Source organism: Colwellia sp. MB3u-4 (assembly GCF_014077065.1).
Lineage (GTDB): Bacteria > Pseudomonadota > Gammaproteobacteria > Enterobacterales > Alteromonadaceae > Cognaticolwellia.
Genome location: NZ_JACGVE010000088.1, coordinates 303,347 through 326,821 on the forward strand (window position 1 = coordinate 303,347; position 23,475 = coordinate 326,821).

The window sequence follows — 23,475 nt, forward strand, 5'->3', positions numbered from 1 at the left end:
TCTCCACTTATAATTCAATGCCCACTTATATAGGGTGAGTTAAATTTAGGGTCCAGACTTACTCGCTAATATAGCCTCTAAACGTTCCATTCGCTCTACGAGTAATTGCAGGCTAGTATCAAACTGATTGATACTAGTGGCGGTAAACATTTGCTGCTTATCACGACTTTTTGCATTGGCATCTAAGGTATTGAGCTGTGTAGATAGTTTTTTAAATTGCTCTTTTAAGCTACTGGCAGTAACCATTTGCTCAGAAACAGCATTAATTGAAAACTCGGTGGCGGTAATCTTATCTTTTAAATCATTAAGTGCGTTATTTTGCTGGCTAACTGAACCGGTGTTTTTATCTTGCTGTTGAGCCATGTTGATACTTTTTGAATTTAAGGCTTTAATTTCTTCTTGATTTCTCCGCCAAGCTGAAGCCCAGAGTTTATCCATTTCAGATAATAATAATTCTGTTTTTTCACTAACCGCTTCTAACTTAACCTTTAAAGCAATGGTTGACTCACCGATTTCTTCACCGGTAGCTGAGAGTTGGTTTTCTAGCTGTTGAATTCGCGCAGAGCTCGACGCTAAGGTATTGTTTACACTCACTTGCTGTTGATAAAAATACCAGCCAGTACCCGCTAGAGCAAAATAAGGTATTAAGATTAATAATGTTTGCGCTGCAGTTAATGTTTTGGGTGTATTAGTTGCAGAGTTCACTTGCTCTGACTTGTGTGCTTTAGCTACAGGTTCACGAGCCATCTTAACTTGATCTTGATCGATATTAATCGTTGGAATTTCAGGTTCTACACGGTTTGACAAGATAGCTTCCTACTAACAATGGCTGTAATACCCATTGGATTAATGAATTGATTTATTTGGCCATATACTAAGTTAAGAGTATAAGTTGAGAGTAACTGTATAATATTTAGTAAATATTGTACAAAAAAACCGACTTTAATAGTCGGTTTTTAATTTTAGGCTTAAAATTTCTTAGTTAGCTAAGACTAATAACTGTCATTATGCACACTTTGCACAGCACGTCCTGAAGGATCGGCCATGTTAGCGAAACTTTCATCCCAAGCTAACGCTTCTGGTGTACTACAAGCGACTGATTTTCCGCCAGGTACACAATCTGCTGCGGATGCTAGCGGAAAGTTTTCTTCGAAAATACAACGATAAAAATAAGCTTCTTTAGTATCGGGTGTATTCACGGGGAACTTAAATTCTGCGCTCGCTAGTTGTTGGTCGCTAACTTGTGCTTCAACATGTTGCTTTAGACCATCAATCCAAGAATAACCCACACCATCAGAAAATTGCTCTTTTTGACGCCATAAGATCTCTTTTGGCAAGTAACCTTCAAAAGATGAGCGTAAAATAGCTTTCTCCATCTTGCCATTACCGCACATTTTATCTTCTGGATTAATGCGCATGGCAACATCCATAAAGTTTTTATCTAAGAAGGGTACGCGTGCTTCAATGCCCCACGCTGACATAGATTTATTCGCACGTAGACAATCAAACATATGTAATTTATCAAGCTTGCGCAACAATTCGTTATGAAACTCTTCCGCATTTGGCGCTTTGTGGAAATATAAATAACCACCAAATATTTCATCAGCACCTTCACCAGAAAGTACCATTTTAATGCCCATGGCTTTTATTTTTCTCGCCATTAAATACATAGGTGTAGAGGCACGAATCGTGGTTACATCATAAGTTTCTAAGTGATAGATCACTTCTTTAAGTGCGTCGATACCTTCTTGTTCGGTAAATATAATACTATGGTGTATTGTACCTATGCTCTCAGCAACGGTTTTAGCGGCAATTAAATCTGGCGAGCCAGCTAAGCCGCAGGCAAAAGAATGCACTTTAGGCCACCATGCTTCAGACAAATCATTTTCTTCGATACGTCTAGCGGCAAATTTTTGCGTAATGGCAGAAATTAATGATGAGTCTAAACCGCCAGAAAGTAATACGCCGTAAGGTACGTCAGTCATCAAATGGCTTTTAACTGATTCTTCTAATGCTTCGCGTATTTTTTCTTTACTGGTGTTGTTATCTTTTATCGCTGAATATTTTTGCCAGTTGCGTTGGTAATATCTTTCAACTTTACCGACTCTGCTATCTAAAATATGACCTGGAGGGAACTCTGCTACCGTTTTACAAATTGGCATTAACGCTTTCATTTCTGAGGCAACATAGAAGTTACCTTCAGCGTCATAACCGGTATAAAGTGGAATAATTCCCATGTGATCACGGGCAATTAGATAACTATTGTCTTGCTCGTTATATAGACAAAAGGCAAACATACCTTGAAGCTTATCGACAAAGTCAGTGCCAAATTTTTCAAACATTGGAATGATAATTTCACAATCCGAGGCGGTTTGAAAATCATAGTCAGGCGTATGTTGGCTGGCTAATGCTTTATGATTATAAATCTCACCATTGACCGCTAAAACTTTTGATTTGTCACTGTTATATAATGGTTGAGCGCCATGTTCAGTGTCAACAATTGACAGACGTTCGTGCACTAAAATTGCGTGGTCATTGTTGTAGATACCAGACCAATCTGGACCACGATGACGAAGTAAGCGAGAATATTCTAAAGCTTTTGGACGAAGTGCGTCTGCACCCGTTTTAATATCTAATATACAAAATATCGAACACATTGAAGTGCTACCCCTTTATATTTATTAATGACAAATTGTGTGGTGAATGCGCTCTAACAAGTTTATTCAAGCGTATTATGCGATATTATCTCTAGGTAAACATGATAGTGTTTACAGAAACTTATCGTTCAGCAATATTGCTGTTGTGTGACACCTTACAGTATTTGATAAACAATCAATAGTATTTTTACTCTAATGACACAATAAGGTGTAAAAGCGGTTTTTTGTGTAACATTAATCGCTCGTGTTAAAAAAGTAGATGCATTAATATATCAATGATAAGTATAGATAAATTAGCCGTTTTATTTTAATTTCAATCATAAGTAAGAGCAATAAATGTTAAAAACTGTAAATAAAATAACCCTAAAGATCTTTGTTGTCGCCATCTCGTTTGGTCTAAGTTTATCTATTAGTAGCCAAGAAATTAACTACGCTGCATTAACGGTTGAAGAATTACGTCTTGATAACGCGCTTAAAGCAATGCCAGATGTTTCGACAAGATTAAGCGCACAAGCTGAAAAATTTGCTAGTCAACTAAACCGAGCAACTAGCTATACCGTGTTAACACAATTAACTATTCGTCACGGTAAAGGGCTATGGTTAGAGGCGAAAAAGTCATTTAACCAATTGAACGACTACGACGATCGGCCGTTATATTGGGCGCGCTTACAAATGAGCAAAGCGTTACGCTCTACCAAAGCATTTACGACCTTGTTTCCTAATCAACAACGCAAGTTGTTATGGACACTGGAGTTATTATCTCGTGGTCAACTGGATGTTAAGTTTGATAAAAAAGCCGATAAAAAAATACTGCTTACTGGTTTTGATCCCTTTTTTCTAGATAGACATATCGATCAAAGTAATCCATCGGGAGTAGTTGCACTCGCCTTGGATGATTTAGTGGTCAGCATTGAAGGGCAAAGTGCGGAAATTGAAGTGTTAATTGTGCCAGTACGTTTTGCAGATTTTGACCAAGGCATGATAGAAGAATTACTCAGCCCTTATATCGCCAATAAATCTGTTGATATGGTATTAACCGTAAGCATGGGCAGAGAGAATTTTGATTTAGAGCGTTACCCGGCGTTAAGACGCAGCGCTAACGCGCCTGATAACCTTAATATATTGACAGGTGCTACGAAAAATAAGCCATTAATACCCAAGTTTAAAACCGCCGCTTTGCAGGGACCTGAATTTGTCGAATTTAGCTTACCTATATTGGCAATGTTAAAGGGTGCAGGTAAATATCAAGTTAACGACAATCGCACCATATCGACTTTATTAGGTGGTACATTTAAGGGCCAATCACTGGCAGATATTGTTAAGCAAACTTCGGTTAGCGGCTCAGGTGGTGGTTACCTTTCTAATGAAATATCTTATCGTAGTATCTTATTACGTGACCAATATTATTCAACTTTACCGGTAGGTCATATCCATACCCCGAAAATTAAAGCCTTCAATCAACAAGCATTGATGGATATTGTTAAGCAAACGAAAAACATTATTACTCAAGGTGTCGCCGGTTTATAATCGTTTAGTTATAAACGCGTTAATATTATAAACGCATTAATATGACCAACCACTGATGCTTTATTTCAGGACAAAAAAACGCTAACTCAGTTAGCGTTTTTTAATTTTTCTCTTCGCAACTATCTGCCACGACTAAATTTATTGGTGATAATATTATCAATAATTAAGGTGTTAAATATTATTCGTCACATCTACCGACAGCTTTAACATTTGTCCCGGTTGTAAGTATTTATCACGATTAAGGCTATTCCAACGTTCAATATCTTTTATCTTGACATTAAACTTGTCGGCGATACGGGCAAAAGAGTCACCTTTGCGTACACGATAATGAATGTTACGCATTATCGCTTTTTCGTTTGGTGTCATAGCATCTAAAGCCAGTGTTTTAACCGCTGTTTTTTGCCAAATAACCAGTTTTTGTCCAGGTTTAATAGTGTCTCTTGGCGCCATACCATTCCATTTTGCGAGACTGCGGGTTGAAACACGATAGGCGCGGCTGATATCCCACAAGGTATCACCAGATTTTACTATATGAATGCGCTTTTCACCGGCCAATACTTTGTTTTGTGTTTTTGCCAAACGTTGATTTTGTGAGAGTAAATAACTGTCTAACGAGGCGGTAGCAACAGGAATTAATAAAAATTTTCCCGCTCTGATCTGATTGCCTTTAATGTTATTAACTTGTTTTATTAACGCTATTTCAGTATTAAATTTTTGTGCTATTTCACCTAGGTTGTCACCGTTTTTAATTTTATAGCGTTGCCAAGCTAGACGTTCTTTTGCGCTCAATTTGGCAAGGCCTTGCTTAAAGTTTTCTATTTTGTGGTTGGGTAACAATAAATAATGTGGGCCGTCAGGGTCGGTTGCCCAACGATTAAAACCTGGGTTGAGTCGCTGCAACTCTGTTAATGTCAAGTCAGCTAATTGCGCTGCTTTGGCTAAATCAAGCTGTGAACCAATATCGACTTGACTGATCACCGAGCTATTATCAATTACGTGCAGTTTAATTTTAAATTCTTCGCTACGTTTTACAATGTCAGCTAACGCTAATAATTTAGGGACATAAGCACGAGTTTCTTTTGGTAAATCTAAAGACCAAAAATCTGTAGGTAGGTTTTTCTTTTTATTTTTTCTAACCGCACGTCTTACTCGTCCCTCACCTGAGTTGTAAGCGGCGAGCGCTAGCATCCAATCACCATCAAAAAATTTGTTTAAATATTTTAAATAGTTAATAGCACCTTGGGTTGAAGCAACTATGTCACGTCGTCCGTCAAACCACCAATTTTGCTTCATGCCGAAGCGTTTGCCTGTGCCGGGAATAAATTGCCACATACCTGATGCACGACCATGAGAGTAAGCAAAAGGGTCAAAAGCGCTTTCAACTATGGGTAATAAGGCAATTTCAATGGGTATATCGTTCGCTTCTAATGCTTCAACGATGTAATACAAAAATGGCTCAGCGCGTTTAGCTACGCGGTTTAGATAGTCAGGGTGCTTTATAAACCAATTTCGTTGGCTAACAACACGAGGATCTTCGGGTATCGAAAATTCAAGCTTGCTGCGAATTCGTTGCCAAACATCATTTGACAAATAGCTTTCTTTTAAGTCATTGCCCAGATCTATATCACCGTCGGCAATGGGATGAATAACGTCAATAGCTTCATCAACCAGCAGCGCTTGATTGATCTCTGCCGAAGAGGCAACATCGATAAGTACTTGAATATCATTATTAGTTTCAAGGTTATTTGATTGATTTTGGTTTAAAACTGATTGGCAACCGGACAATAGCAGTACGGTTGCGATAGATAGGGTTATATTCTTCATGCAAGGTCTATTTAAATTTACTAGCCGCCAGTGTCACTTATTTAGGGCGGTTATTCAAGATTTGCGCAATAAAAACGCCTTAAAAATTGTCTTTCCATGCGCGGATAATGGTAAAGGTTTGTAATTTATCATTAACCTTTTCACCACTGAACTCAGCCGCGCTTGTCATCAAGCTAGACTCGTTACAGCGTAGAAATGGATTGATTTTCCTTTCAAGCATGATTGATGTTGGGATAGTGGCAATGTCTTGTTCGCGCTTTTGTATTACTTGATTATAATAATCTACCAACTCGGTATTATCGGGTTCAACACTTAGAGCAAAAATAAGGTTAGCTTGAGTATATTCATGAGCACAATAGACCTGAGTGCGCTCAGGTAAAGCGCTTAGCTTTTCTAATGAGCAGAGCATTTGGCTCGGCGTGCCTTCGAAAAGGCGACCACAGCCACCTGAAAACAAAGTATCACCACAAAATAAATTGTCTTGTGATAAATAAGCTATATGGCCACTGGTATGACCTGGAAGATCAATGACATCAAATTCAAGGTCTAAATCAGTTAACGCCACCTTAGCGCTTTCGTTAAGCGCGACATCACAGTGTGGAATGTTTTCACTTTCAGGGCCGTAAATGGTTAATGGCCATTGCTTACTTTTACAATAATCAACAAGTTTTTTAATACCACCCACGTGATCAGCGTGATGGTGAGTGATTAATATACTCGACAGTTGCAGTTTTTGTTGTTCAATAAATTCGATACAAACATTGGCGTCACCTGGGTCAACTAAGGCCATGTTGTGACCTAAGTTCGACGAAATAGCCCAGATATAATTATCTGAAAAGGCCTTTATCATGGAAACTTTCATATTAGTGCTGCTTTGGGTTTGCTGCATGTGTGGCTCCTGAGTATACTGAAGATATGATTATACTTACTTTTTCGACAGTTTAATATAATGAAGCCAGCACTCGCGTTTAGGCACCCTGATTATCCAAAATCTTGGCAAAACTTACCTAATGGTGACTTGATAGTTGCCAATATTAATCAAGCGTTAGCCCCTTGGTGGCCAAAGTTTTTTGGCTATCATATGCTAAAAATTGGCGCTTTAAGTGGTGAAATATCGAGTGTAGATAGCCCGATTAAGCATCAATTAACCTTAACAAACCAGCTGGAAAATAGTGATGTTATTGCTGAAATTGATGATTTACCCTTACAAAAGCACAGCGTTGATGTCTGCGTATTGGCCCATGCTTTGGAGTTTTCGTTAGACCCTCATCATGTGGTGCGTGAAGCCAACCGGGTATTAATTCCTAATGGCTATTTAGTGATCACTGGATTTAATCCTTTTAGTTTAGTGGGTCTTAATCAATTTATTCCTTATAGGCGTAAGCAAACGCCTTGGAATGAAAGGTTATTTTCACCTATGCGAGTGAAAGATTGGCTGCACTTAATGGGATTTGAGATCCAACTAGATAAACGGTTTTTGCATTCGTCATTATCTGGGCAACTCACTCAGGGACTTTTTTGTAACTATTGGCATAATATAGCGGCACGTTATTTTCCAAGTTTAGGCTCTGTTTATGTCATTGTGGCGAAAAAGCGCGTATTACCTTTAACGCCGATCAAACCCAAATGGCAACTCAGGCCACACTTTGAACCCGTGAAGGTGCCAACGATGAATTCATCAAGAAAAACCAGTAAAAAATCAAATCAGTAATGGTAAAGCAGTACTAAATATAATAACTCAATATTTAAGGTCAGAATTAATTAATGCAACTTCATGAATTCGAAAGCTATTTAAACAACTTATTAAAGCCTGAACAAATTAAAGACTTTTGTCCAAATGGTCTACAAATTCAGGGGCGAGACAAGGTCAGTAAGGTCATCACGGGTGTTACCGCTACACAAGCGTTAATCGAACAAGCGATTGCTGAAAAAGCCGATGCGTTAGTCGTACACCATGGCTTTTTTTGGAAAAATGAAAGTTATGTCATCCGCGGTATGAAACATAAACGCATTAAGGCGTTACTGGCAAATGACATCAGTTTATTTGCCTATCATTTACCCTTAGATATTCATCCAAGCTTAGGTAATAACGCACAATTAGCGAAATTATTTTCAATCAATAATGTCGCGCCATTGGAAGAGGGTAACGCCTTGAGTGTTGCTGTACGTGGAGACTTTACTAGTGAACTTAGCCCACAAGCACTTGAGCAACGCATTAATGAAAAGCTCAACCGCACTTGCTTACACATAGCACCGCCATCAAATAAAGCGATTAAAACCGTTGCTTGGTGCAGTGGTGGCGGGCAAGGCTATATTGAGTTAGCGGCTGAACACGGCATAGACGCGTTTATCAGTGGTGAAGTATCTGAGCAAACTACTCATGTTGCGCGCGAGATGGATATTCATTTTTATTGCGCTGGCCATCATGCCACCGAGCGCTATGGCGCTAAAGCATTAGCCGAACATTTTAATCAACATTTACCATTAGAGGCTAAGTTTATTGATATTGATAACCCAGCCTAAGCGGCAGATTATTAATACCAATATAGCGGAAAAATATAGCACCAAGTACAAGACTGCTGTTCATGCACGATTGTACTTGGTAATGAACTAGCCTTATGTAAATTTTTACTGCACAAGGCTTTTTGGTCATTAAGTCGTGTTGTACAAATTGCTGCTGCTTTTAGTTTGTCAGCTATTAGCCTTTAAACCATTGCACAATACGCCCGAGGGTTTCGTACCAAACCGTAGTAGTTTGTTGTAATTTTTTAGCATTAGGTACGTAATAAGACCATGGAGTAAGTCCATTGCTTTTAACCCATGGGCTTGCCGGTGCAGGGATTGGATTGACGCCGTAGCGTTGGAAATAGGCCATGGCTCTGGGTAAATGATTGGCACTAGTGACGAGTACGACATTTTTATTTAACACGCGTGGTGCGATAAGTTGCGCTTCTTCTTCGGTATCTTGAGGGAAATTTTCAGTCAATATTTTATTTTTTGGCACACCTAATAATATCGCTGCTTGCTTAACTTTTTCTGCGTTTGAACTAACATCGCCATCGGCAAAACCTGAGGTAATTATTTGTGCTTCGGGGTGTAGGCGGTAGATACGAACAGCCTCAACTAACCTTTCTAGTGAACTAGACTTTAACTCACTGGTCGCGGGCAAACCCTTTACGCTGGTGTGAACACCGCCCAAAATAATAATATAATCAACCGGCTTATTACTGCGGGTAAATGCGGGATAATTATCTTCTAATGCCGCCATGATGTTATCGGATAAAGGTGGAAAGGTACTCAGAAATAATAAAGTGGTTGCGGTAAATAACGCCGTAAAACTCAATTTTGGTTTTAAACGATAAAAAATAATGGCGATAATTAACAGTAAGATAATTATGCTCAGTGGCATAATCATTAAGCTGATAATTTTTTTTAGTAAAAATAGATCCATGTTACTCAGTCCAAAATAGGCTATACGAATAGGGTGATAAGTTTTCAAGATACTTAAGCATAACAATTATAAGACTTTGAAGCAGTAGCTATTTAAAGCCGTAGCTAATGGTGACAAATTATTTTATTTGGACGTCTAAAAGTCTGTTGATATTTACGCTTAGATAGGGTCTAATGACTGCGCTGAAAATTAGAATTTTTACTCCACTTTTATAATACCCTTATCTATCAAGTATGATGGTGTTATGAATTAAGTAGTGCAGAAATAGAAAGATTTTCGCACCAGAAGAGGCGCAATTGCTAGGTAGGTAACATGAGGACCCATTCCTTTGACTGTTACTGAGGGGGACAATTGCCGAGAATATTGATATGGGGGCATATCATATTCGGTCGCTAGGGCTGAATCCTTAGGGCTGTCACCGCTAGAAAAACACCAGTTTTTTTAGCATAGGGTGGAGAGCTTCTGGCTGAATAGTACCGCCTGAATAACGGGTTTTTAACCTAATTCGCTCTACGCTCAGTCATGCTCTTCCTGTTAGTTATTTGCCTGTTATATTTGCTATGTTTAATGAAGTACCTTTAGCAATGCAGGCGTTTAGGAAGAATTTTTATGTTAATATCCCATCTTACCAGCCTTAATCGCACTAGTGTTGGCACATTGTTATTTAAATATATATTGTTATCTAAATATACATCTTGCGATAGACTCGAATGTTTAACTATTCAATCTCAAACTCATGGAGAATCTGCATGTCTGTAATTATAGATCATACCAATACTGAAAATATTACCGTTGCAAAGTTTGGCGGCACCAGTGTTGCTGATTTTCATGCGATGTTACGCTGCGCGGATATTATTAAAAATAATAGCACTAACCGTTTAGTGGTGGTATCAGCCAGTGCTGGTGTTACTAATCACTTAGTGCGTTTAAGCCAAGCAGACGTTTCGATAAGTGAACAACAACAAATTATTACCCATATTGCTGATATTCAATTTGCCATAACCCAGCATTTTGATAATCATCAAGCTATTGATCAAGAAATATCAGGCTTATTAAATGCGTTACGCGCCTGTGCTGAGCAACAAGCAAAGCAATACAGCACAAAAACCAGTGATGAAATCCTGAGTTTTGGTGAACAATTCAGTTCACGAATTTTTGCACAAGTGTTACAACTCGTCGATGTGAATGGTCATTATTTTGATGTTCGCCAAGTCATGAAAACTGATAGTTTATATGGTAAAGCGCAAGTTGATTTAACCGAATTGGCCGCCAATACTAAAGCACTACTTTATCCCTTACTTAATGAACAAGTTATTGTTACGCAAGGTTTTATTGGCTGTGATCCACAGGGTAATACTACCACCTTAGGTCGCGGAGGCTCTGACTACAGCGCCGCGTTGTTAGCTGAAGCTGTTCAAGCCAGTAATTTAAGCATTTGGACTGACGTGGTGGGTATTTTTACTACCGACCCACGGATAACAGATCAAGCGCGTTCGATTAATGAAATTAGTTTCGGTGAAGCGGCCGAAATGGCCACCTTTGGCGCGAAAATTCTTCATCCAGCGACACTTATTCCAGCTATGCGGCAAGATATTCCTGTTTTTGTGGGTTCAAGTAAAGAACCTAATGCAGGTGGCACCAAAATACAGCGCCAAGTTGACTCTAATCCTACTTATCGTTCGATTGCGCTGCGACGCGAGCAAACCTTAGTGACAGTAAAAAGTCCACAAATGCTGCATGCCAGTGGTTTCCTAGCGAAAGTTTTTACCGTATTAGCCAAACACCAATTAAGTGTTGATTTAATTACCACCAGTGAAATTAGTGTCGCGCTAACCTTTGACAATCCTTATGGTTCAACACAAGCCTTGTTAACTCAAGCCGTGGTAGAAGAGTTAGAACAACTTTGTGAAGTCAGTGTTGAGCATGGTTTGAGTTTAATTGCGGTGATCGGTAATAAAATTCATGGCACTAAAGGGGTTGGCAGCAGTATTTTTGATAAGATAAATGATTTTAATATTCGCATGATTTGTCATGGCGCAAGCAATCATAATCTGTGTTTTCTCGTGCCAGAAGCCGATGCTAACCAAGTGGTTGAACGTTTACATAGTACCTTGTTTACCGACTAAGCTGATGTCAGTAAATAAAATGATTGTTTAAACCATAAACAGTCATTATTATCAAAATAAGCACTAAAAAATAGCGCTTAAAAAGGGACATTGTACTGTCCCTTTTTGCATTTAATTTGGCTGGCTTTTATAAATAAGCTTATTCGTATGTTAAAGGGTCGGTCACATTATTGTCAGCAAAGGCTTCTAGGCGCTCTTGACATGCACCGCATTTACCGCAGGCTTGTGCTCGGCCATTATAACAAGTCCAAGTGTCATCGTAACGCAAACCCATCTTTAAACCATCAGTTAATATATCGGATTTACTGTTCGTTAAGTAAGGACTGAAAATTTCAACCGCTTGATAATTCGCGATTTGACAAACCTCATTCATTTTCATGACAAATTCAGGTCGACAATCAGGATAAATAGCATGATCACCCGAATGAGCGCCATAATATACTTGCGCGGCTTCTACTGAGACCGCATAACCCACAGCTAACGACAGTAAAATCATATTACGATTAGGTACAACCGTTGACTTCATACTTTCGGCTTCGTAATGACCTTCAGGAATGTCGATATCATCGGTCAAAGACGATCCCGCTAATAACTGATTAATGGATGAAATATCAATAACCTTATGAGCAACCCCCAGTTGTTGACAAACTTTACTGGCACAGGCAATTTCTTTCACGTGTTTTTGGCCATAATCAAAGGTTAAGGCATAGACTTCTTTGCCGTCTTTTAAAGCGCGGTGCAGTACGGTGAATGAATCCATGCCACCAGAAAAAATTACTACGACTTTACTACTCATATTTACAGATCTCTTGGGGTATAATAAACTTGCGCATTCTACTAGAAATTATCTAAGCATTAAAGAAATGACCACACGTTATAAAATAAATGAATTGTTTGAAACTCTGCAAGGCGAAGGCTCGTTTACCGGCCAACCGTCAATTTTCCTGCGTTTACAGGGTTGTCCTGTCGGTTGTTCTTGGTGTGATACTAAACATACCTGGGACATTCATCCTGAGTTAGAAATAACCAGTAAGCAACTGTTAAGTAAGGTAGAAGAGACTGAACAATGGTCAAATTTATCCTTAGATGATATTGCTGCAATCTTTAATAAGCAGGGCTTTAACGCTAAACATATTGTTATTACCGGTGGCGAACCTTGCATGGAAGATTTAACCGCCTTGTGTTTATATTTTGAAGCGCAAGGTTATAGCTGTCAGGTAGAAACCTCAGGCACCTTTGAAATTAGAGTCTCTGAGCAATGCTGGGTTACTGTGTCACCCAAAGTGAATATGCGTGGCGGTTACAAAATTTTAGCTAGCGCGATGCAAAGGGCAAATGAAATTAAACATCCGGTGGCCACCGAGCAACATATTGATGACCTAAAAGCCTTATTAGCCACGCATCAAGTCGAAAAAAAGCAGATTTATTTACAACCTATTAGCCAAAAAAAACGTGCCACCGAGCTTGCTATTGCCGCTTGTATTAAAAATAACTGGCGCTTATCAGTGCAAGTACACAAATACATTGGTATTGAATAGTATTTTGTCATAGCTGTCATAGCAAATGCTGCACTGCGCTAGCTTGTCATGATCCAAACTTACTGCAATGCTGAAAGGGCAATGCTGAAAGGGCAATGCTAGAAGTGCAATCATTAGAGGTGCAGCAATGCAAGATACAAGGTTAAGTGTAATTTTCATAGTCAACACAGCCTAGCTTAAGCCATTAACATTATTTTGTTAATGGTAAGGTAATAATAACCTCAACGCCGAGCTGATTTTGCTGGTTTACGGCTTTTATTGTGCCGTGATGAAATTGACAAATTAAGCGCGCAATATACAAACCTAAGCCTAAATGAGGCTGCTCATTATTGTGTTTTTTCCTGATCGACACCATAGAGTCAAACAGTTGTTCACTCATTTGTTCAGGCAATAGCTCACCTTTATTGCTGATGGTTAGCGTCACCTGTTGATTATTACGTGCGACGCTGGCGGTAATTTTATTATCGTCAGAAAACTCTACGGCATTGGCAATCACTTTATCTAATAACTGCGCGATATGTTCTGGTGAACCTAAAAGCGGATGCTTTCCTGGTGTTATATCATTAAATGAAAAATCAATATCAGGGTAAATCAAGCGATAACCTTGCATGCAACCGTTAAACACCTGCCCTAAGTCAAAGGCACTTTTGTCGGTGTTTTGTAACATTTGCTCTATTCGGGTCGCTTCATTCATATTGGTTAAAATTAAGCTTAAGCGCTCAATACCATGTTGAGCGCGCACTAAATAGGGATTTTCAAGCGCGGGTGCTTGCCTTGTATCATTAGTATCTCGTGTTGTTGCCCTGATACTTTGTTGCTGCATGGCTAAGGTTTCTAACGAGGTTCGCACCACGGCAATAGGCGTGCGCAATTCGTGTGATAAACGTGACGACATATTTTCTAAATAGTGATTATATTGACTCAGGCGATTAACCGCAGTTGAGAAACTACGCGACAAATCACCAATTTCGTCATTGGTATTTGAGGTATCAACATTGCCACTAATACGACCATGTTCGTCAATCGCCATTTCTGCTTGATTACTTAAGGTTCTGATGCGATTTGATATCCGCGAAGCAAACAAAAAGAAGGCCAACGCGCCCAATAACATAATGGCCAGAATAGAACTAAAAAGCTTTTCAAGTGCCTGATTTCTTAAGGTGCGAATGCCATTAGTGGTTTCTTCAACAATCACTGCACCTTTTACCTGTTTATTAATAAATATGGGGTAAGCGGCTGACAATACCACCGCTTGTTGATCTGTACTTAAACGCCACTGCGACATAGGCTCACCCGTTAAAGCACTTTCGATATGTTTGCCTGTCAGGTTTTCTGAGTCATAAAGTTGGTCGATAAAATTACTGGGCGGTTGCGTCAGTATTTTTTCATATAAGGGTTTCAGTATCTTGTTTTCAACGCTATGCCAAGCCGCTAATATAAAATTATCATCAGTATTATCAAGGCGTTCATTGTTAATGTTAACGCGCTTATTCCAGACACCGCTGGCTTTTTTTATATTACCTGTGGTGGCTAATACCCTATGATGTTGGTCAACCACCCAAATGCTAGAATTGGTATAACTCATGCCTTTAACAATGCGCTCAATTTCGGGTGAGGGTACTAAAATAGTGCCTAATGTCTCGGCAGAACTTGGGTCTGCTGAGCCTAGCGACGCTTGAATGCTACCTAAGGGGCTATCCACATCGTGCACCGCAAAAGCAATATTGTCGTTAAACTCAGTTAATGGCACGCGTACTTCAACGTTATAACCTTGCGCGGTATTTCGCCAATGTCCTTGAATTTGTCTAGCAGGCACAGGAATATCGGCTTCAATATCGGTAATACGATAAGCATCTATCCAGCCAGTGGTTTTATTGCTGATAATAAAGCGACTGAAAACACCTTGTGGATTAATAAAAGCAAGCTCTAAGTGGTCATTATTAATAATGCTGCGGGCATTGCTGTCACGATATATAACCTTGTCGTCAATTACCCCAAAGTATAAATACAAATACTGACCATAAGTGCCAACCGCAGCGGTAAAATTTATTGATAATTGCTCAGGCGTTAGTTGGCTATAAAGTTGGTTATTTTGCTGATAAAAATGCGCTTTGTTGGCAAAGTCGGGCCAGTCTTGATTTAAGCCGTCGAGTTGAATGGGCGCGGATAAACCGTAACTATATAGGTCTTTGCCTTTTTCAACGCTAGGTAAAAAGCTGGCTTGATTATTAAACAAGTTTGCTCGCTCATGCATGGCGGTAGCAAGTGCTCTGGCAGTGCCTATTATGGTTTGCTCTTGACCATAGCGGAGATATTTTTCCATTTCCCAAACATACTGATAACCAAACCATGGAATGGTAAATAGAAAGCTCGATAATAATAGCAGCTTACTTCTTAAGCCAAATCGCCATTTCATTGTCATTTTAGTTTAGTTACCTGAGGTTTCTTTGGCGCTTTGGTTCCAGCGATAACCCATACCATAAACCGTTTCAATACAATTAAAGTCGCTATCGATATGGCTAAATTTTTTACGCATGCGCTTGATATGCGACGTAATGGTTGAGTCATCAACATAGATGTTTGAGTCTTGCATTAACTGGCTACGGTTTTTCACATGGCCGGGATGCTTAGCTAATGCGTATAACATCCAAAACTCGGTAATGGTTAAATCAACATTGTGCTCTTGCCATTGAATGCTCATGCGCTGACTATCGACGGTTAATGGCCCGATAGTGAGCATATAATCTGCTTGTTGTGGTTTGCCTAAGGCGTCTTGGCGACGAAATAGTGCGGCAATTCGGGCAGACAAGTGCGGTAAGCTAATATCTTTGGTGAGATAATCATCAGCACCAATACGCAAGCCAGATACGGTATCAACATCACTATCACGCGCGGTTAAAAAAACAATCGGTAAGGTTGTCGACTTTGACCGTAACCATTGGCATAACTCAAAGCCAGCATCATATTCATGTTCAAGGCCAATATCCAAAATGGCTAAATGAGGTAAGCGTAGATTAAACGCTTGCATAGCGCTGGCCTTATTAGCGTAGGTTTGTACTTGGTAACCTTGTAGGCGCAATACATCAGCATAGTTTTCTCTAATGGCGGCATCATCTTCAACAATAGCAATCCGTTTCGACATGATTGTTGTTTATCCTTTATCTCGTTGTGCGTAAATATCTGCATAAAAACCTAGTTTAATAATATCGAATAAACGCCATCGATGCTGCTAATTGTTGACATTGCCATAATGTTGCCACATTTGCTCACTGAATTGCCATATTTGCGCCCTTTAGTCGTCGTTTTTCTACGCTTTAATAACACCATCAAAAACAAGCAAGCTAATTAAGTGTTTAGTTAGCAAGTATCCATCGACTATTTATCACCGACACTATTAATGAGAGACACCATGATGACAAGACAATTAACCACAGCAAATAACCCAAGTGTAAGTAAAACTTCTCGAGCCAAAACATTGATTAACGTTGCTTTAATATCGGCCTTAACGGTCAGCCCCGTCTTTGCAACTTCATATGAAGAAACAGCGCAAGACAAAATAGAGCAAGAGAGTTCAGCACAATTGAAGGAAGAAATTGGCTTCGGCACAGGCATGGTTATTGGTGCTATTTTAGGCGGACCTATTGGCGCCTTTATCACTGGGGTAGCCGGTAATATGATTGCAAAAAACATCAATGCCACGGATGAAATTGAAAGCTTGTCAACCGCCTACAGTGCAGAGAAAAAAAGTAATGAAGTATCGCTAGCTCGCTACCAACGACAAATTGAGCAAGCAGAGCAAAGCTATCAAATGGAGTTGTTAGCGTTAGAGCAAAACTATCAAGCGGCGAGTAACCTACAAGCACAAAACTTATTAATGAGTTTACAGTTCTCTACCGGCTCAAGTGAAATTAAGTCACATTATCAAGAGCAGATAGAAAGCTTAGCGCGCATTGTGCAACAATCACCTAATTTAACCTTAGATCTTTCTGGCTATACCGATAAACAAGGCAGTGATGCGCTAAACCAAGCACTTTCATTAGCACGTATTAATGCGGTTAAAAATGCACTGATTGACCAGGGCGTAAAGGCTGATCGCATTAGCTTATTTGCTTTTGGTGAACAGCAATCTGTGGTGGCATCAGTAAATAAAGAGGTGAGTTTTTATGATCGTCGTGTGGTTATCAAGTTAAAAAACACCGCATTAGCCAATGATGCCACTCAACAAGAAAACTCACAAACGGCCAAGAACTTTTAACACTGTGCATTTTAACCTGGTATAGACGGCAATCTAAGCTAAGAAAAACCTAGTCTAAAAATAACTAAACTAGGTGTAAAAACAACCGTTAACCCGTTTATCTGTTAACTGTTTCAATAAAAACCAGTAAAAATCCAAGGTGTGCTGCCTTGGCTTTTGGTTTTAAGCTTTAACTTAACCTTTACTCTGTAAAGTGAGCAGGTAAAGCGCTATTAGGCATGCTTTACTTGGCACAATTTACTCGGTGTTTATTAAGTATTTATTAGTCGCTTATTAACAGTTGGCTACTTGCCTAAAGTAAACTTAGTATCAGCATCTCGAAGTAAATATAGCGCTGCACAAGCAGCTAGCATAGGCCATGCGGCGAAGAATAATAAATTATTAAAAGCATCCATATACTGCGCGTAAGCTGATAATGTTGAACCCGCATGCATCAGAAAAATCAAACCGTAACTGAGGCGTTTTTTAATGCCAAATAAAAACGCGAAAACCAATATTAATTGTAGTGCGCCTAAACCATAAGCCATGATGTCATTAAAGCCGCTGATTTTATAAAAATGTTCAAAAATTTTAATACTATGTGCTGGATTAACAAACTTGTCTAGCGTCCAAATAAACATCACAATAAACACACCAACCCGTAAAAATAGTAATGACCATTGCAAGTTGCTTTGTAAGTTTTTGTTAGCTAGGGGATCGGCTGTCGACATATAAATTCCTCAAATTAAATAAAAGTGGTGGTAACAAGGTTAAAGACCGAGTAATCAAGCTTAAATTTCAACATTATGATTTTTTAATTACCGAGAGGCATTTAAATGGCGACTATAATATTAAGCAATAGCAGTGTTAAAAAAACCTTTGGTTTTATTGCTTGAATATTACCTTAGGAGCATATAAATCAACTATGGAGCATAAATATAATAGCCTTCTCCTGTCCAAATATAGCTTAAATCACCTACCTAGGTTTTATCTGGTGTTGTGACAATAAAATTTCTTTTATACTCGACTCGCCCTAATATAGCTTTGTCAGTAGAAAATAGCATTTATTCAGCCCCATAAAGGTGAGATTTTATTCACTTGCCCACCATATAAACTGCCAAATCTATTTAGTCGAAAAACCTTAACAATAGCGTGAGGGAATAGTTTAGTTCTTATCTAGAATTCTGGCTCAATAGTATGTTTAAAAAATTTAGACGTGAAAGTTTGATGCCAGGCAAGTGATAACTTTTTAGTAACTTATAAATAACCCCTCAATAACCTATGGGTAACTCCATGTAGTTTAAAGGTAAATTTAAAGTAAATTCATATGGCTTTATGTGACTTTATATAGCTTTATGTTGTAGAATGCCTGATTATTTCAATTTGTATCTATTTATTTCAATTTGTATCTATTTATTTCAATTTGTATCCATTTATGTCAATGCGCATCCATTTGTATTTATTTTTGCCCACTTGTATCGTCTTATGTTTTTAGTCAACAATCAAAGGAACCGTGTTATTGAATAATATAGATAAAGCTTTTTTTTATATCATGCCCAGCAGTATCCCTGTTGTAGGTTCGCTTCTGCTTATATTTTTTACAGATATAGCAATTACCTTATCTTTATTTATATTCTGCTGTACGTTTGGATTAAGTCTTCTTGTTGGTTATCTTCTATTTAGCAAGTTGCAATTGGCTCAAGCGAAACTTGCATCCTCTCACCAACAAGCTAACAATAACTTTCTTCAGCAAACTCAGTCTTATATAGATGCACTAGAAGAACTCATGGGAGAAGTGCTTCCCGTTGTTTCTAAACAGATTAAAACATCCAAAGAGCACGTTGAACATGAAGTGCTAAGTCTCACTGATAGGTTTTTAGCTATAACGAAAAAAATAAGCCTTTTACTTGATGACCAACGTAAAAGTGATGATGACGCCGTCATTGGCACGCTGTTGACAAGTACAAAAACCATCTTGAATGGCGTTATTAATGACCTCTGTAATCTTAACAGTAATGAGAAAACGATATTCCAAGAAGTAGAAAAATTATCTTCTTATACGGCCGAGCTTGAAAGCATGGCCAATGATGTTCGAAACGTTGCTGACAATATTAATTTATTGGCCCTAAATGCCGCTATTGAAGCCGCAAGAGCAGGTGAACATGGGCGAGGATTTGCAGTAGTTGCGGATGAAATAAAAAAACTGGCCAGTTCCTCTGCTAGTACAGGTAGTCGAATGAATAAAACCCTTGACGATATCAATACCGCGATGGCAAGTACCTTGACTTCATCCAAAACAACAACTCAAGTTTACAGTAAAACGATTGAAAGTAGCTCAGAGCACATTGAAAAGGTATTAACTGATATTGAAAACACTTTGTATGCTTTTAAGGATAAGTCACAAACACTGGCCGATGCCTCCGAGCAAATTCAAAGTGAGGTTTATCATGTAATAACAGCTTTACAGTTTCAAGATAGAGTTACCCAAATTCTTGAACATGCAGAGCATAATTTATATGATTTTAATGAGTTGTTATTGGCTAATCAGGCAGTACCAAAAACAGAGCGAAGTGCAGACTTAATTCAAACAAATGACATACTTGAAAAAATGGCACTGCGATATACGGTGCCAGAAGAGTTAGCTAATCATCAAGCAACAGTTGCCGGCGAACAAAAAACACCAGGGCAAGAGTCAAAAGGTGACGACTTAACGTTTTTTTAATCATAAGAAAATAATTACGAGGAGCAAGTTTATGGCAAAAACAATAATGATCGTTGATGATTCAGCATCAATTAGAAAGGTTGTCCGATTGACATTAGAATCACAAGGTTTTGATGTGATTGACGCTGCGGATGGTGTTGAGGCTTTAAAAAAACTAAATGGAGTGAAAATTCATTTATTAATCACTGATGTCAATATGCCTAATATGGATGGCATAACCTTAGTTCAAGAAGCAAAAAAATTACCGGCTTATAAATTTACTCCGATGATGATGTTAACAACAGAGGCCGGCGATGAAAAGAAAATGCAAGGTCGTGCTGCAGGGGCAAAAGCTTGGTTGGTGAAACCTTTTCAACCACCGATATTGTTAAATGCAGTATCAAAGTTGATTTTACCCTAACTGAATAACCTAATAATAGGCAATGCTATAGTTAGCAGGATTAAATTTTGGTGATAACAGTAAAATCAATAGGCCTACCTTAATATCCATTTAAGATGAAATGTCGATTTATAATCTGATGGAACAGAATAACAAACCATATCCTCATTTGAAAACTGATAATGACCGTCAAATTAATTTGTCAGCAGTAACAGAAATTAATACTACAGGTATGTAGTTGTTGATTTTTACAACATCAAGCGTATTAAAAACGAGGATAATTTAATCATGTCATTTACCAAACGTGAAGACTCAAATCAAAAAAAAGGCATCTGTGTATTAGATGCCAGTCCAGATATGACCATCTATTGTGCAGCGAATAATCTGGCTGAAATCAAGGGTTATTACGCTGAATTCAACCATTTTGAGCTTAATTTATCCGATGTAGAAGAAATAGATAGCAGTGGCATTCAATTACTTTTGGCCCTCAAGCAGAGTGCGACCAAGGATGGCAAACAAGTTTTTTTAAATGCAATCTCAAATCCAGTGGCCGAAGTCATGGACGTATTAAATATTAGATCGCATTTCGACTGGATTCAACCGGAGTAACCTTTGATATGAACGACGAAACAGACTATCTGGCAGAAGGCCGGCAAGTGTTTGTGGAAGAGTCTAGTGAGCTTTTGCAACAAGCAGAATATATTCTATTAAAGCTTGAAGACGAGCCAGATAATGACGAACTCATTAATGACTTATTTCGCACTATCCACACAATCAAAGGCTCTGCTGGTTTATTTGGCTTTGACGATGTTGTCGCTTTCACTCACGTAGCCGAATCAGTAATGGATCAGCTACGAGATAAGGAAATTTTCCTCAATGACGATTTGATGGGCCTGTTACTCGATAGTCGTGATCAAATCAGCCAATTAGTTGCTCATGCCCTTGATAATGCGGAAGTACCCATTGGCGATAGTCTAAGAGAAACAGGTGAAGAATTATTAAAAAATCTACATCAATATCTCGATATCAAAACACCCAATTCATCAATAGTTATCACGGCTGAGAGTGAGCTCAAGGTACTAACGGAGTCTGAAATAGCGCTTGAATTAACTGAACCTGAATCTGAAAAAGTCACTAATGACTATTGGCATATCTCCATTCGATTCAACCGTAATGTGTTGGCCAATGGTATGGACCCTTTGTCATTTTTTCGGTACCTCGAGACTGTTGGTGACATCATCAACATGACAACATTGACCACAGACTTACCCTCACTCAATGATATTAATCCAGAAGAAAGCTATCTTGGATTTGAAATAAGCCTAGCTTCAACAGCATCAAAAGAGGCAATTGCTGAGGTATTTGAATTTGTACTGGCAGACTGTCAGCTACAAATTCTATCCCCGCGAAGTAAGTTAAGTGATTACACCCAACTCATTTATGCATTACCTGAAGAAAATATAGCAATCGGAGAAACTCTTGTTGCATCGGGTGCGCTAACCGAAGACGAACTGTTAAAAGCACTTGAATATCAAAATGTAGATATCGATAAACAAACAATAGCAACTGAAGAAAATATAACCCTTGATAAAATAACTAATGCTCTAATGGACGACGTTATAATCGACAAAAATATCGTAGATGCTAGCAACGTTGACACAGCATTAGATAAGCAAAAACAAGTCAAAGAAGTAGAACAACAATCTGTACGAGTAAACGCTGAAAAACTTGGTGATCTGATTAACTTGGTTGGTGAATTAGTGATTTCAAGTGCGCATACCGAACTAAAAGCAAAACAAACAGAGCAAGCAGAGTTATTAGAAACAGTAGAGAATTTAACTCGGTTAGTGGAAGAAATACGAGATGCCACACTCAGTCTGCGTATGGTTCAGATAGGGGATACTTTTAATCGTTTTAAACGAGTCGTGCGTGATCTCAGCAAAGATATGGGTAAAAAAATTGACCTGCAGATTGTCGGTGGTGACACCGAACTGGACAAAACCGTAGTGGAAAAAATTAGTGATCCACTGATGCATTTAATTCGAAACTCACTGGACCACGGCATCGAAAAACCCGATATCAGAACGGCTAATGGTAAATCAGAAACTGCCACCGTAAAACTCGAAGCTTACCACGACTCAGGTAGCATTGTTATTGAGATAACCGACGACGGTGCTGGATTAAATCCTGAAATTTTAACCGCCAAAGCAATTGAAAATGGCATTATTTCAGCCAATCAGCAGTTAACTCTGCCTGAAATTCACCGACTGATTTTTGCCCCTGGATTTTCTACCGCAAAAGAGATCACGAACATATCGGGGCGTGGTGTTGGCATGGATGTTGTTAATAAAAACATTGATGCTCTGCGTGGACAAATATCGGTTAATAGCGAATTGGGCGAGGGTACCAGTTTCACCATTCGCTTGCCGCTAACACTCGCCATTATCGACGGTTTTCAAGTACAGGTTGGTCAGTCATCTTATGTCATCCCGCTCGATTTAGTGGAGGAATGTATCGCGCTAGACGAGCAGCAAGCTAAGAAAGGTGAGTACATCAATTTACGTGGCGAAGTCATGCCATATATACACCTTTCTGAAATATTCAATGATGAAGATAGCTTGAACAGCACCCCAGATAAACCAGGGCGTAGATATAATATAGTTGTGGTGGAATATGCCGGTCAAAAAGCTGGACTGGTCGTTGATGAATTACTTGGCGAGCATCAAACCGTGATTAAGCCACTGGGTAAAGTGTTTCAAAATCTAAAAGGCATAAGCGGGGCCACCATTTTAGGCAGTGGTGAGGTTGCTATGATTATTGATGTACCAAGCCTGATAAGGCGGGTTGTTTAAAGTGAAGTAAGAGCACTAAAGCAATAAATATTAGTGACAGCAAAAAAAAAGTGAATCTCAATTATCTAAAGATTTTAGGTATTAAACGCCAAGGTCGAGCAGATCGGACTGTTCGTGTGTAATTAAAGCAAACTCAAGCGGCTGGCAATAGTTTTTTGGCAGCGA

Annotated in this window: 19 protein-coding genes and 1 riboswitch; of the genes, 10 read left to right on the plus strand and 9 right to left on the minus strand. The window is 38.8% G+C overall.

The window, feature by feature from the left end:
- Positions 1 to 45: 45 nt before the first annotated feature.
- Both H4J61_RS15505 and asnB read right to left on the minus strand, forming a co-directional pair.
- Positions 46 to 807, minus strand: coding sequence for a hypothetical protein (locus H4J61_RS15505; protein WP_182137804.1), 762 nt, complete (start codon positions 805 to 807; stop codon positions 46 to 48).
- A gap of 185 nt (positions 808 to 992) precedes the next feature.
- Positions 993 to 2,657, minus strand: a complete 1,665-nt coding sequence (gene asnB, locus H4J61_RS15510) for an asparagine synthase B (protein ID WP_182137805.1) — start codon at positions 2,655 to 2,657, stop codon at positions 993 to 995.
- Positions 2,658 to 2,993: 336 nt separating this feature from the next.
- On the opposite strand from asnB, the gene H4J61_RS15515 reads away from it, so the two are divergent.
- Entirely contained in the window at positions 2,994 to 4,184 is a 1,191-nt protein-coding gene (locus H4J61_RS15515) for a hypothetical protein (protein WP_220461286.1), read from the plus strand.
- Positions 4,185 to 4,355: 171 nt separating this feature from the next.
- Here H4J61_RS15515 and H4J61_RS15520 read toward each other — a convergent pair whose 3' ends face one another.
- Positions 4,356 to 6,008, minus strand: coding sequence for a LysM peptidoglycan-binding domain-containing protein (locus H4J61_RS15520; protein ID WP_182185992.1), 1,653 nt, complete (start codon positions 6,006 to 6,008; stop codon positions 4,356 to 4,358).
- A 79-nt stretch (positions 6,009 to 6,087) separates the two neighbouring features.
- The gene (gene gloB / locus H4J61_RS15525; protein ID WP_259363377.1) at positions 6,088 to 6,897 is read right to left on the minus strand and encodes a hydroxyacylglutathione hydrolase; all 810 of its coding nucleotides are present in this window, start codon (positions 6,895 to 6,897) and stop codon (positions 6,088 to 6,090) included.
- Positions 6,898 to 6,957: 60 nt separating this feature from the next.
- Between gloB and H4J61_RS15530 the strand changes: the two genes are divergently transcribed.
- Together H4J61_RS15530 and H4J61_RS15535 are read left to right on the plus strand one after the other, a co-directional pair.
- Positions 6,958 to 7,719, plus strand: a complete 762-nt coding sequence (locus H4J61_RS15530) for a class I SAM-dependent methyltransferase (RefSeq protein WP_182185995.1) — start codon at positions 6,958 to 6,960, stop codon at positions 7,717 to 7,719.
- A gap of 53 nt (positions 7,720 to 7,772) precedes the next feature.
- Positions 7,773 to 8,531, plus strand: a complete 759-nt coding sequence (locus H4J61_RS15535; protein ID WP_182186003.1) for a Nif3-like dinuclear metal center hexameric protein — start codon at positions 7,773 to 7,775, stop codon at positions 8,529 to 8,531.
- Positions 8,532 to 8,706: 175 nt separating this feature from the next.
- Here the strand turns inward: H4J61_RS15535 and H4J61_RS15540 are convergent, their stop codons facing one another.
- Positions 8,707 to 9,459: an ElyC/SanA/YdcF family protein gene (locus H4J61_RS15540; RefSeq protein WP_182186006.1), complete on the minus strand. Its 753-nt coding sequence runs from the start codon at positions 9,457 to 9,459 to the stop codon at positions 8,707 to 8,709.
- Between the two features lie 277 nt (positions 9,460 to 9,736).
- Positions 9,737 to 9,929: riboswitch (Lysine riboswitch) on the plus strand.
- 279 nt (positions 9,930 to 10,208) lie between these two features.
- On the opposite strand from H4J61_RS15540, the gene lysC reads away from it, so the two are divergent.
- Positions 10,209 to 11,585: a lysine-sensitive aspartokinase 3 gene (gene lysC / locus H4J61_RS15545; RefSeq protein WP_182137811.1), complete on the plus strand. Its 1,377-nt coding sequence runs from the start codon at positions 10,209 to 10,211 to the stop codon at positions 11,583 to 11,585.
- Between the two features lie 139 nt (positions 11,586 to 11,724).
- Here the strand turns inward: lysC and queC are convergent, their stop codons facing one another.
- Complete coding sequence (queC, locus tag H4J61_RS15550) at positions 11,725 to 12,381, minus strand: 7-cyano-7-deazaguanine synthase QueC (RefSeq protein WP_182137812.1); 657 nt, start codon at positions 12,379 to 12,381, stop codon at positions 11,725 to 11,727.
- A 67-nt stretch (positions 12,382 to 12,448) separates the two neighbouring features.
- On the opposite strand from queC, the gene queE reads away from it, so the two are divergent.
- Complete coding sequence (gene queE, locus H4J61_RS15555; protein ID WP_182186008.1) at positions 12,449 to 13,123, plus strand: 7-carboxy-7-deazaguanine synthase QueE; 675 nt, start codon at positions 12,449 to 12,451, stop codon at positions 13,121 to 13,123.
- Positions 13,124 to 13,313: 190 nt separating this feature from the next.
- Here queE and pdsS read toward each other — a convergent pair whose 3' ends face one another.
- Both pdsS and pdsR read right to left on the minus strand, forming a co-directional pair.
- A complete protein-coding gene (pdsS, locus tag H4J61_RS15560) occupies positions 13,314 to 15,545 on the minus strand; it encodes a proteobacterial dedicated sortase system histidine kinase (protein ID WP_259363378.1) in 2,232 nt (743 codons plus the stop codon).
- 6 nt (positions 15,546 to 15,551) lie between these two features.
- Positions 15,552 to 16,265 carry a proteobacterial dedicated sortase system response regulator gene (pdsR, locus tag H4J61_RS15565; protein ID WP_182186010.1) on the minus strand — a complete coding sequence of 238 codons (714 nt, stop codon included), beginning with the start codon at positions 16,263 to 16,265 and terminating at the stop codon, positions 15,552 to 15,554.
- A gap of 267 nt (positions 16,266 to 16,532) precedes the next feature.
- Here pdsR and pdsO point away from each other — a divergent pair, with 267 nt between their 5' ends.
- Entirely contained in the window at positions 16,533 to 17,378 is an 846-nt protein-coding gene (gene pdsO, locus H4J61_RS15570) for a sortase-associated OmpA-like protein PdsO (RefSeq protein WP_182186013.1), read from the plus strand.
- 284 nt (positions 17,379 to 17,662) lie between these two features.
- Here pdsO and H4J61_RS15575 read toward each other — a convergent pair whose 3' ends face one another.
- Positions 17,663 to 18,088 carry a hypothetical protein gene (locus H4J61_RS15575; protein ID WP_182137816.1) on the minus strand — a complete coding sequence of 142 codons (426 nt, stop codon included), beginning with the start codon at positions 18,086 to 18,088 and terminating at the stop codon, positions 17,663 to 17,665.
- Between the two features lie 788 nt (positions 18,089 to 18,876).
- Between H4J61_RS15575 and H4J61_RS15580 the strand changes: the two genes are divergently transcribed.
- The 4 genes from H4J61_RS15580 (at position 18,877) to H4J61_RS15595 (ending at position 23,310) form a co-directional block, all read left to right on the plus strand.
- Entirely contained in the window at positions 18,877 to 20,079 is a 1,203-nt protein-coding gene (locus H4J61_RS15580) for a methyl-accepting chemotaxis protein (RefSeq protein ID WP_182186015.1), read from the plus strand.
- A 31-nt stretch (positions 20,080 to 20,110) separates the two neighbouring features.
- Positions 20,111 to 20,479, plus strand: a complete 369-nt coding sequence (locus tag H4J61_RS15585) for a response regulator (RefSeq protein ID WP_182137818.1) — start codon at positions 20,111 to 20,113, stop codon at positions 20,477 to 20,479.
- Positions 20,480 to 20,746: 267 nt separating this feature from the next.
- Positions 20,747 to 21,067 carry a lipid asymmetry maintenance protein MlaB gene (locus tag H4J61_RS15590; protein WP_182137819.1) on the plus strand — a complete coding sequence of 107 codons (321 nt, stop codon included), beginning with the start codon at positions 20,747 to 20,749 and terminating at the stop codon, positions 21,065 to 21,067.
- 8 nt (positions 21,068 to 21,075) lie between these two features.
- Complete coding sequence (locus H4J61_RS15595; RefSeq protein WP_182186018.1) at positions 21,076 to 23,310, plus strand: chemotaxis protein CheA; 2,235 nt, start codon at positions 21,076 to 21,078, stop codon at positions 23,308 to 23,310.
- Positions 23,311 to 23,475: the final 165 nt, after the last annotated feature.

Excerpts from the sequence above, each read along its gene's own strand:
- H4J61_RS15535 (WP_182186003.1), top strand. The coding sequence starts at position 7,773 with ATGCAACTTCATGAATTCGAAAGCTATTTAAACAACTTATTAAAGCCT.
- H4J61_RS15530 (WP_182185995.1), top strand. The coding sequence starts at position 6,958 with ATGAAGCCAGCACTCGCGTTTAGGCACCCTGATTATCCAAAATCTTGG.
- pdsS (WP_259363378.1), bottom strand. The coding sequence starts at position 15,545 with ATGACAATGAAATGGCGATTTGGCTTAAGAAGTAAGCTGCTATTATTA.
- H4J61_RS15515 (WP_220461286.1), top strand. The coding sequence starts at position 2,994 with ATGTTAAAAACTGTAAATAAAATAACCCTAAAGATCTTTGTTGTCGCC.
- H4J61_RS15575 (WP_182137816.1), bottom strand. The coding sequence starts at position 18,088 with ATGTCGACAGCCGATCCCCTAGCTAACAAAAACTTACAAAGCAACTTG.
- pdsR (WP_182186010.1), bottom strand. The coding sequence starts at position 16,265 with ATGTCGAAACGGATTGCTATTGTTGAAGATGATGCCGCCATTAGAGAA.
- H4J61_RS15595 (WP_182186018.1), top strand. The coding sequence starts at position 21,076 with ATGAACGACGAAACAGACTATCTGGCAGAAGGCCGGCAAGTGTTTGTG.
- queE (WP_182186008.1), top strand. The coding sequence starts at position 12,449 with ATGACCACACGTTATAAAATAAATGAATTGTTTGAAACTCTGCAAGGC.
- H4J61_RS15585 (WP_182137818.1), top strand. The coding sequence starts at position 20,111 with ATGGCAAAAACAATAATGATCGTTGATGATTCAGCATCAATTAGAAAG.
- H4J61_RS15520 (WP_182185992.1), bottom strand. The coding sequence starts at position 6,008 with ATGAAGAATATAACCCTATCTATCGCAACCGTACTGCTATTGTCCGGT.
- lysC (WP_182137811.1), top strand. The coding sequence starts at position 10,209 with ATGTCTGTAATTATAGATCATACCAATACTGAAAATATTACCGTTGCA.
- H4J61_RS15540 (WP_182186006.1), bottom strand. The coding sequence starts at position 9,459 with ATGGATCTATTTTTACTAAAAAAAATTATCAGCTTAATGATTATGCCA.
- asnB (WP_182137805.1), bottom strand. The coding sequence starts at position 2,657 with ATGTGTTCGATATTTTGTATATTAGATATTAAAACGGGTGCAGACGCA.
- queC (WP_182137812.1), bottom strand. The coding sequence starts at position 12,381 with ATGAGTAGTAAAGTCGTAGTAATTTTTTCTGGTGGCATGGATTCATTC.
- gloB (WP_259363377.1), bottom strand. The coding sequence starts at position 6,897 with ATGCAGCAAACCCAAAGCAGCACTAATATGAAAGTTTCCATGATAAAG.
- pdsO (WP_182186013.1), top strand. The coding sequence starts at position 16,533 with ATGATGACAAGACAATTAACCACAGCAAATAACCCAAGTGTAAGTAAA.
- H4J61_RS15590 (WP_182137819.1), top strand. The coding sequence starts at position 20,747 with ATGTCATTTACCAAACGTGAAGACTCAAATCAAAAAAAAGGCATCTGT.